The sequence below is a fragment of the Geminocystis sp. GBBB08 genome, from assembly GCF_016743215.1.
Classification (GTDB): Bacteria; Cyanobacteriota; Cyanobacteriia; order Cyanobacteriales; family Cyanobacteriaceae; genus Geminocystis.
The window spans coordinates 1-5,703 of the sequence record NZ_VRZC01000208.1 but is presented as its reverse complement, the minus strand read 5'-3'; the positions used below and the strand labels follow the sequence as shown (position 1 = coordinate 5,703).

Sequence of the window (5,703 nt, the reverse complement as noted above, 5' to 3'; positions counted from 1 at the left end):
CCCGGCTAACACGGCTTGTTATATTCCTTCTCACGTGTACTCCTTGTAAAATCAGTACCTTTACTTGTTTTTGCTGTCTTTTTAGATGAGATCGCATTTCTAATTAGATCTACACTAATCGCCTTTTATTGTATAGTTATAGTTTAATGTACTTTATTTATATGTTCAAAATAAATACAAAAATAAATACAAAACCTTAGCAAAAAAAATCAAAAAATGGGTATGAAATTGTACAATCTTTAGGATATGATTAGGCACATTAGAAAAATTTACTTTATTGAGTTTAAATTAGCAGAGGAAATAAACTGTGGTTAGAGTAGCTATTAATGGTTTTGGACGTATTGGTCGTAACTTTTTACGTTGTTGGTTAGGGCGTGAGAATAGTGGTTTAGAATTAGTAGGTATTAATGATACTTCTGATCCTAAAACTAATGCACATTTACTTAAATATGACTCTATGTTAGGGAAGTTAGATGCTGATATTCAAGCCGATGAAAATTCTTTAACTGTTAACGGTAAAACGATTAAATGTGTGTCTGATCGTAATCCGATAAATTTACCTTGGGCTGATTGGGGTGTTGACTTAATCATCGAAGCTACTGGAGTATTTGTCACAGACGAAGGTGCGTCAAAACACATTCAAGCAGGGGCGAAAAAAGTTTTAATCACTGCACCGGGTAAAGGTGCTAATGTGGGGACTTATGTTGTTGGTGTTAACCATAAAGAATATGCTCACGATAAATATAATGTTATTAGTAATGCTAGTTGTACCACTAACTGTTTAGCACCTATCGCTAAAGTACTTCATGAGAATTTTGGCATCATTAAAGGTACTATGACTACTACTCACAGTTACACTGGTGATCAAAGATTATTAGATGCAAGTCACCGTGATTTACGTCGTGCGCGGGCGGCGGCTATCAATATTGTACCTACTAGCACTGGAGCAGCTCAAGCTGTAGCATTAGTTTTACCTGAATTAAAAGGAAAATTAAACGGTATTGCTTTAAGAGTACCTACTCCTAACGTTTCTATTGTAGATTTAGTCGTACAAGTTGAAAAAAGTACCATTGCCCAACAGGTTAATGACGTTATCAGAGAAGCCTCAGAAGGCGAATTAAAAGGTATTTTAGGTTATAACGAATTACCTTTAGTTTCTTCTGATTATCGAGGTACTGATGTATCTTCTATTGTTGATGCTAATTTAACCATGACAATGGGAGGAGATATGGTTAAAGTTGTTGCTTGGTATGACAACGAATGGGGTTATTCTCAACGAGTAGTTGATTTAGCGGAAATTGTTGCTTCTAACTGGAAATAATCAGAAATTAAGTTTCAAAATATAGTCGGAGATGCTCAACTATGGGCATCTTTTTTTGTAAGACAAAATAGTTAATTATAAAGTATAAAGATCTTTGCCCTTAAAAATAAATCAGATCTTGATATTCCGTTACAATGGTGAGTAAAAATACTTTAGCTTATACCATGACAGAAACTTTTTCCGATCATCATTCTCATTCTCATCATGATTATAAAAAACATTCTCATGGGCATATTCATAGTGAAGAATCTCAGCGAAAAATAATTAATCGTTTATCTCGCATTGAAGGTCATGTTCGAGGTATTAAGACTATGATTAGTGAAGGTAGAGATTGCCCTGAGGTTTTGATTCAAATTGCAGCGATTCGTGGTGCTTTAGATAGGGTAGCAAGATTAATTTTAGATGAACATTTAAGCGAATGTATTACTCGTGCCGCTAAAGAAGGTAGTATCGAAGGAGAAATCGAAGCCCTAAAATCTGCCTTAGATCGTTTTTTACCCTCTTAAATGATATAATGTTATTATCGCTTTGGGAATAAAGATTTAGTGACCAAAATTTGGCTTTTGTATTTATTTATTTTTACTTAGTACAATACAGTTCAGTAATCTTAACTCTCTACAAGTAAATTATTTCGTGGTATGATAATTTGACCAGAAACAAGTCAAATAGATAAAAAATATTCATTTATGAGGACATAATGGCTAAAAGTAATCCAAAAAAAGAAAAAGCAGAACGTAATAAAGCATACGCTCGTCAGTTTAGAAAGAAAACCACTACTTTCAACTCCAAATTTAAAAGAAGAGACTACAATGGTTCTAATGGCTCTGCTCAACCTTCTGATGATGACAAAGAATAGAATAATTGTAATTTGTAATTAATTGAGTAGTTTATTACTTAATCTTCAAACAAGCCACTAATACTAATTATCTCTCGAGGATAGTTTTGCGTTGGTGGTTTTGTAGTTTTTTATCTTCAGAGGGAGTTGTCAACATCACTTTAACTATCACTTCTATTAATTCTGGAGTTACACCTAATGGAGGAATAAATTGAAGTTTACTATTTGTCTGTTTTTGTATTTTTTTAGTCTCATTGGCGATCGCCTCTGTAATTTTACCGGAGAATAAAAAATAAGGAAGAATAGCAATACTTTCAGAGAAAGAATTAGATAATTGATTAATGATAGTAGCAAGATCAGGGGAAATTGACCAATAAGCGATTTGTGCCTTTAATTGTTGAGCGATTTTTTCAGATTCTTGATTCCCTTGAGGAATTTTCGTGCCATGAGTTAATAAAATGCGATGAGTTGTGGGTTGTTGTTGATATTTGTATTGTAATAATGAGATTAAATTTTGATTTTGCCCTAAATGAGCCATTAATTCTAATTTTAAGGGAGAAAAAGGGCGAGAAATAGCTACTTCTTTGGGTATATCTTCCAAAACGTGAGTGCCAGATAATAAGAATAAAGGCAAGATTTTAAGGATTTTATAGCCTTTTTGAGCATATTCTTGAGTAATATTAACTATTTTAACCGATAAAGGTTGATCTCCTAATTCTAAATAAGCCATAGCTATCGGTGTAAAAAATCCTTGACTACGGAATTTTTCCATAATTAATTGTTGTAATTTATGTAATTGTTGACCATAAGTAGGATTACGACTACCATGAACTACTAACAGATAGGCGATCATAATTGATAAGCTGTCTTTTGATATATGTAAATTTTCTGAGGAAGGAAGCAGATTTGGGAAGAGGGAAGAGTTTGAATCAATGCAAGGAGTTGAAACCCCTTGTTAATAATTAGCAAAAATGTAAGTTAAATGCCTCAAGTGCCTAACAGATAATTGATAATTGACAATTGACCATTGACAGTTGAAAATGAAAAAGACAATAAAGAATAGGCATTATAGCCATAAAATTCATTAACTTTTATTAGTCATTACTCATTGTTTATCTCAATATTTTATCTATTATGGAACTTTTACCCCCTAATTTACAAAGATTAAAAAATCAAGTTGCCATCGTTACAGGGGCATCCAGAGGTATTGGTAAAGCCACCGCCCTTGCTTTAGCTTCAGAAGGTGCAAAAGTTGTTGTTAATTATGCTAGTAATAGCCAAGCTGCCGATGGTGTTGTGAATGAGATTATTACTGCTGGGGGAGAAGCTATAGCCATTGGGGCAGATGTATCACAACAGAAAGCGGTAGAAGCAATGTTTAAAGAAACTACTAATAAATGGGGAAGAGTTGATATTTTAGTGAATAATGCCGGTATTACTCGTGATACTTTAATGTTACGGATGAAATTAGAAGATTGGCAACAAGTAATTAACCTCAATTTAACGGGAGTATTTTTATGTTGTAAAGCTGCTAGTAAAATTATGTTGAAACAAAGAAGCGGTAGAATTATTAATATTTCATCAGTAGCAGGACAAATGGGTAATCCCGGACAAGCCAATTATAGTGCAGCGAAAGCCGGGGTTATTGGCTTAACGAAAACCTTAGCTAAAGAATTTTCTAGTCGTGGTGTTACCGTTAATGCAGTTGCCCCCGGATTTATCGAAACTGATATGACGGAAGGTTTACAAGCCGAAGAAATTTTAAAAATGATCCCTCTTAACCGTTATGGAAAACCAGAGGAAATTGCGGGAATGATTCGTTTTTTAGCCGCTGATACTGCTTCTAATTATATTACTGGGCAAGTATTTAATGTTGATGGTGGTATGGTTATGTGATGGCAGAGTATTTTTTTCTCAGAAAAAATCAAAAATTATTTTTCACGGCAATGCAATGCAAGGGGTTTAAACCCTTTGTTACCAAAAAAATTGAGTTAAAAGTCTCCCCTTTGAAGGGGAAAAAATAAAAAATATATCCCTTATTCAATCCTCTTGATTCATTTTTCTTGTTTTACTTTTTACTTTTTACTTTTTACTTGTTACCGCTTGTTATCATGGATTTGGGAAAAATAAAATCTGCAATTAGTTTAGCTTACCTATTTATCAACTATTTAAGGCTTTGATAACTACATCATGAATCAATCCGTTACTTACTACTACCCCCCTATTATCATTCATCTTACTATCAGAGGCAAAATCTAAAGGTTTACCATACATATCTGTAACTTTTCCTCCAGCTTCTTCAACTATAATAGATCCACCAGCGTGATCCCATATATTTTCTCGATAATTCGGGCTTTTGGGAGAAGGTAATCGAAGATATAAGGCGGCTTCTCCAGCAGCAACGATACCATATTTTGCTTGAGAATCTACTCTTACAGAATCAGTAGTTATACCTATAGCTTTGGCGATGGCATTTTGTTTTTCTTGGTTGCCGTGACTGGCTTCTACTCCCTCCACAAAACGTAAATCACTGACATCATTATTAGAAATAACTTGCAATTTCGTTAAATTCTCTCCTGTTAAAGACATTTTATAACTACCTTCTCCTCTCACAGCTACAAAAATTAATCCCTTTTCATCATCATTTAAACTTAACGCCGGGCAACCTAAAATGCCTAATTTCACTTCCTTATTTTCAATTAATGCCAATGCAATAGCATATTGATCTTGACGTAAAAACCCTTTTGTGCCATCAATAGGATCTAGTGTCCAAAAACGTTCAGATACTTTACCATTTCCGTAATCAATCCAGTCTAAAACATTGGCAGGAGTAGCACTGGGGATAATTTCTGCCACATAATTGGTAATTTTAGTTAGAGTAGCTTTACTTTCATTTCGTCGTAATTCTTCTGCATCTTCTTCCCCCACAATGGGAATATCGGGGAAAACTTCTTTTAATGCTTTACAAATTATAGCTTGAGAACCGAAATCGGCTACCGTCACAGGACTTTTATCTTGTTTTTCTAAGGCTAAAGGAATATCTTGACATACCCGTTGACATAATTTTGCCGCCTGAATTACTGCTGAAATAGCGATTTCTTTTTCCGTTTGATAGCCCATAAATTTTGATAATTGATTAATCATAGTTTATTATCATTGATTTCCTTTCTTTTGACCATAGATAGCTTCTGGATTTTATCTTTAATTATTATCATTATCAGTTATACTAAATTAACTAATGAGAAAATAAATTATTAAAAAAAATCGAAGATACTAATATCATTGCTTTGCAACGGGCTTAAGCCTCTTGCGAAAGAATAAACTGTTTATATTCTCATAACTAATATCAAAATGCTATAGATAAGTTTGCTATACTTAAATATCAAAATTTTTCAGCATTAATTTTAAGTAAGTGCAAAAAAATTAATTAAAGAAAATATTTATTTATTATTTAATTCCAATGGGAAACATTTTATTCTTCTCAATTTTGATAATTTTTATTATTTTAATCAATTTTCTTTGCTTATATCATATTAAAAATTTAAGA

6 protein-coding genes are annotated in these 5,703 nt (G+C 33.1%); 4 read left to right on the top strand and 2 right to left on the bottom strand.

The window, feature by feature from the left end; genetic code table 11:
• Window positions 1-307: 307 nt before the first annotated feature.
• From FWJ34_RS17655 to FWJ34_RS17645, 3 genes are all read left to right on the top strand, one after another.
• Window positions 308-1,321: a type I glyceraldehyde-3-phosphate dehydrogenase gene (locus FWJ34_RS17655; RefSeq protein ID WP_308256653.1), complete on the top strand. Its 1,014-nt coding sequence runs from the start codon at window positions 308-310 to the stop codon at window positions 1,319-1,321.
• Between the two features lie 164 nt (window positions 1,322-1,485).
• Complete coding sequence (locus tag FWJ34_RS17650) at window positions 1,486-1,827, top strand: metal-sensing transcriptional repressor (RefSeq protein ID WP_308256655.1); 342 nt, start codon at window positions 1,486-1,488, stop codon at window positions 1,825-1,827.
• 191 nt (window positions 1,828-2,018) lie between these two features.
• Window positions 2,019-2,177 carry a hypothetical protein gene (locus FWJ34_RS17645; protein ID WP_308256652.1) on the top strand — a complete coding sequence of 53 codons (159 nt, stop codon included), beginning with the start codon at window positions 2,019-2,021 and terminating at the stop codon, window positions 2,175-2,177.
• Window positions 2,178-2,244: 67 nt separating this feature from the next.
• Here FWJ34_RS17645 and FWJ34_RS17640 read toward each other — a convergent pair whose 3' ends face one another.
• Window positions 2,245-3,009 (bottom strand): sirohydrochlorin chelatase, encoded by a 765-nt coding sequence (locus tag FWJ34_RS17640; protein WP_308256651.1) that lies wholly within the window; start codon window positions 3,007-3,009, stop codon window positions 2,245-2,247.
• Window positions 3,010-3,290: 281 nt separating this feature from the next.
• Between FWJ34_RS17640 and fabG the strand changes: the two genes are divergently transcribed.
• Window positions 3,291-4,052, top strand: a complete 762-nt coding sequence (gene fabG, locus FWJ34_RS17635) for a 3-oxoacyl-[acyl-carrier-protein] reductase (RefSeq protein WP_308256650.1) — start codon at window positions 3,291-3,293, stop codon at window positions 4,050-4,052.
• A gap of 264 nt (window positions 4,053-4,316) precedes the next feature.
• On the opposite strand, the gene FWJ34_RS17630 is transcribed toward fabG, so the two are convergent.
• Window positions 4,317-5,276: a 3'(2'),5'-bisphosphate nucleotidase gene (locus FWJ34_RS17630; protein WP_308256654.1), complete on the bottom strand. Its 960-nt coding sequence runs from the start codon at window positions 5,274-5,276 to the stop codon at window positions 4,317-4,319.
• Window positions 5,277-5,703 lie beyond the last annotated feature (427 nt).